Annotated in this window: 4 protein-coding genes; 3 read left to right on the top strand and 1 reads right to left on the bottom strand. The window is 40.5% G+C overall.

What is annotated here, in order from left to right; all coding sequences use genetic code 11:
- The first annotated feature begins 98 nt into the window (after positions 1-98).
- A complete protein-coding gene (gene folK / locus HT688_RS10665) occupies positions 99-911 on the top strand; it encodes a 2-amino-4-hydroxy-6-hydroxymethyldihydropteridine diphosphokinase (protein ID WP_023936478.1) in 813 nt (270 codons plus the stop codon).
- Positions 912-1025: 114 nt separating this feature from the next.
- On the opposite strand, the gene HT688_RS10660 is transcribed toward folK, so the two are convergent.
- Positions 1026-1343: a DUF960 domain-containing protein gene (locus HT688_RS10660; protein ID WP_031233617.1), complete on the bottom strand. Its 318-nt coding sequence runs from the start codon at positions 1341-1343 to the stop codon at positions 1026-1028.
- 354 nt (positions 1344-1697) lie between these two features.
- Here HT688_RS10660 and rplM point away from each other — a divergent pair, with 354 nt between their 5' ends.
- Positions 1698-2144: a 50S ribosomal protein L13 gene (rplM, locus tag HT688_RS10655; protein WP_001044624.1), complete on the top strand. Its 447-nt coding sequence runs from the start codon at positions 1698-1700 to the stop codon at positions 2142-2144.
- A gap of 19 nt (positions 2145-2163) precedes the next feature.
- On the top strand, positions 2164-2556 hold the full coding sequence (rpsI, locus tag HT688_RS10650) for a 30S ribosomal protein S9 (protein ID WP_000075973.1): 393 nt from the start codon (positions 2164-2166) through the stop codon (positions 2554-2556).
- Positions 2557-2708 lie beyond the last annotated feature (152 nt).

Here is a 2708-nt window from a genome sequence, read left to right as displayed (position 1 = left end):
TTTGAGCAGCCTACGGCTAGCTTCTTAGTTTGCACTTTGATTTTCATTGAGTATAAAAAGAATCCGCTTTGGGCGGATTTTTCTAGAAAGGAATCATTATGGATCAACTGCAGATTAAGGATTTGGAAATTTTTGCCTATCATGGTCTTTTTCCCAGTGAGAAGGAATTGGGGCAGAAGTTTGTCGTTTCAGCTATCCTATCCTATGATATGACCAAGGCAGCGACAGATTTGGATTTAGCAGCCTCTGTCCATTACGGAGAATTGTGCCAGCAGTGGACGACTTGGTTTCAGGAAACGAGTGAGGATTTGATTGAAACGGTAGCCTATAAACTGGTAGAACGTACTTTTGAGACCTATCCTCTTGTCCAAGAAATCAAGTTGGAACTGAAAAAGCCTTGGGCGCCAGTGCATTTGCCACTAGATACATGCTCAGTAACCATCCATCGCCGTAAGCAACGAGCCTTTATCGCCCTAGGAAGCAACATGGGAGATAAGCAAGCAAATTTGAAACAAGCCATTGATAAACTGCGAAATCGAGGTATCCATATTCTCAAAGAATCCAGTGTCTTAGCGACGGAGCCTTGGGGTGGTGTGGAGCAGGATAGCTTTGCTAATCAGGTGGTTGAGGTAGAAACATGGTTGCCTGCCCCAGTCTTGTTAGAAACATTGTTGGCTATTGAGACAGAGATGGGACGGGTGCGAGAAGTGCATTGGGGACCTCGTTTGATTGATTTGGACTTGCTCTTTGTGGAGGACCAGGCCATTTATACAGATGAGCTTATCTTGCCCCATCCTTACATAGCAGAACGCCTTTTTGTTCTTGAGTCTCTACAAGAAATTGCGCCTCATTTTATCCATCCGACATTAAAGCAACCTATTCGCAACTTGTATAATGCTTGGAAACAATAGAAAAAACTCTAGTTTTCAGTCACTTGCAACTGAAGGCTAGAGTTTTTATACTCTTCGAAAATCTCTTCAANNTGCGGCTAGCTTCCTAGTTGGCTCTTTGATTTTCATTGAGTATTAAAATAGGTCATTTTCTTCTGGGAGGAGGATAGTCTCTCTACCGTCCATATCTAAAACCAGTACTTTCGGGGGATACAGAGGGTCGAAAGGATGGTTAAAGTCAAAATCAATGGCTGTAGGGAGGTGTTGGCTTGAAAAGTGGAAGGTAATTTTTCCATGGTTATTAAGCAATTGAAACTCAAGTTCTTCTTCCAATTCAAAGACATTTTTTAAGAAATGGTCGATGATATACCAAAAAGAGTCAATAACGTCATCAGGCAAACTGGTAACAATGCCAAAACTAGCAGACCGCATGTGGGCATTGGTAAAAGCCATATCTCTGCCCCCTTTCTTTTCCCTTATCATACAACAAATAGGATTAAAAATCAAGAAAAGGTAATTTTTTGAAAAGGATTTTAGCTACAGGGAAAAATAAGGAAAAAATCCCAAAAATCTCCCGAAGTTAATAGGTAAATTCCCAAATTAACTTGATTATATAACTTTCAGTTACTTTGAGAAGTTACCGAAAAATATTTTTCATATCTATTGACTTTTAGGGGTGAAATTTGGTATGATAGTAAGCGGTATTGTTTACCCCATTTGAAAGGCCCCGGAACCTTCCAAATACTTTTCGATGGGAAGGAACACCCATCACCGTAAACAAAAATCGAACTATATATAGGAGAAATCATGAACAAAACAACATTTATGGCTAAACCAGGCCAAGTTGAACGTAAATGGTACGTAGTTGACGCAACTGATGTACCACTTGGACGTCTTTCTGCAGTAGTTGCTAGCGTACTTCGCGGAAAAAACAAACCAACATTTACACCACACACTGATACAGGTGACTTTGTGATTGTTATCAATGCTGAAAAAGTTAAATTAACTGGTAAAAAAGCAACTGATAAAATCTACTACACTCACTCAAACCACCCAGGTGGATTGAAACAAATCTCTGCAGGTGAACTTCGTTCTAAAAATGCAGTACGTTTGATCGAGAAATCAGTTAAAGGTATGCTTCCACACAATACACTTGGACGCGCTCAAGGTATGAAGTTGAAAGTATTTGTTGGAGCTGAGCACACTCATGCTGCACAACAACCAGAAGTTCTTGACATTTCAGGACTTATCTAAGGAAAGGAACAAATAAAGTATGTCACAAGCACAATATGCAGGTACTGGACGTCGTAAAAACGCTGTTGCACGCGTTCGCCTTGTTCCAGGAACTGGTAAAATCACTGTTAACAAAAAAGATGTTGAAGAGTACATCCCACACGCTGACCTTCGTCTTGTCATCAACCAACCATTCGCAGTTACTTCAACTGTAGGTTCATACGACGTTTTCGTTAATGTTGTAGGTGGTGGATACGCTGGTCAATCAGGAGCTATCCGTCACGGTATCGCTCGTGCCCTTCTTCAAGTAGACCCAGACTTCCGCGATTCATTGAAACGTGCAGGACTTCTTACACGTGACTCACGTAAAGTTGAACGTAAGAAACCAGGTCTTAAGAAAGCTCGTAAAGCATCACAATTTAGTAAACGTTAATTCGAAAGAATTACTATACTTATACAGAGCACCTTTCGGGGTGTTCTTTTTTTATACTTTCTTACTAAATTGGTGCAATTGACACAGTTGTTGCGACTTTATACTCTTCGAAAATCTTTTCAAACCACGTCAGCTCTATCTGCAACCTCAAA

This window comes from Streptococcus sp. 1559 (assembly GCF_013276735.1).
GTDB lineage: Bacteria > Bacillota > Bacilli > Lactobacillales > Streptococcaceae > Streptococcus > Streptococcus pseudopneumoniae.
The sequence above is the reverse complement of the archived record's forward strand: the minus strand, read 5'-3'. Positions and strand labels throughout refer to the sequence as shown.

Coding starts and splice junctions, on each gene's coding strand:
- folK (WP_023936478.1), top strand. CDS start 99: ATGGATCAACTGCAGATTAAGGATTTGGAAATTTTTGCCTATCATGGT.
- HT688_RS10660 (WP_031233617.1), bottom strand. CDS start 1,343: ATGGCTTTTACCAATGCCCACATGCGGTCTGCTAGTTTTGGCATTGTT.
- rpsI (WP_000075973.1), top strand. CDS start 2,164: ATGTCACAAGCACAATATGCAGGTACTGGACGTCGTAAAAACGCTGTT.
- rplM (WP_001044624.1), top strand. CDS start 1,698: ATGAACAAAACAACATTTATGGCTAAACCAGGCCAAGTTGAACGTAAA.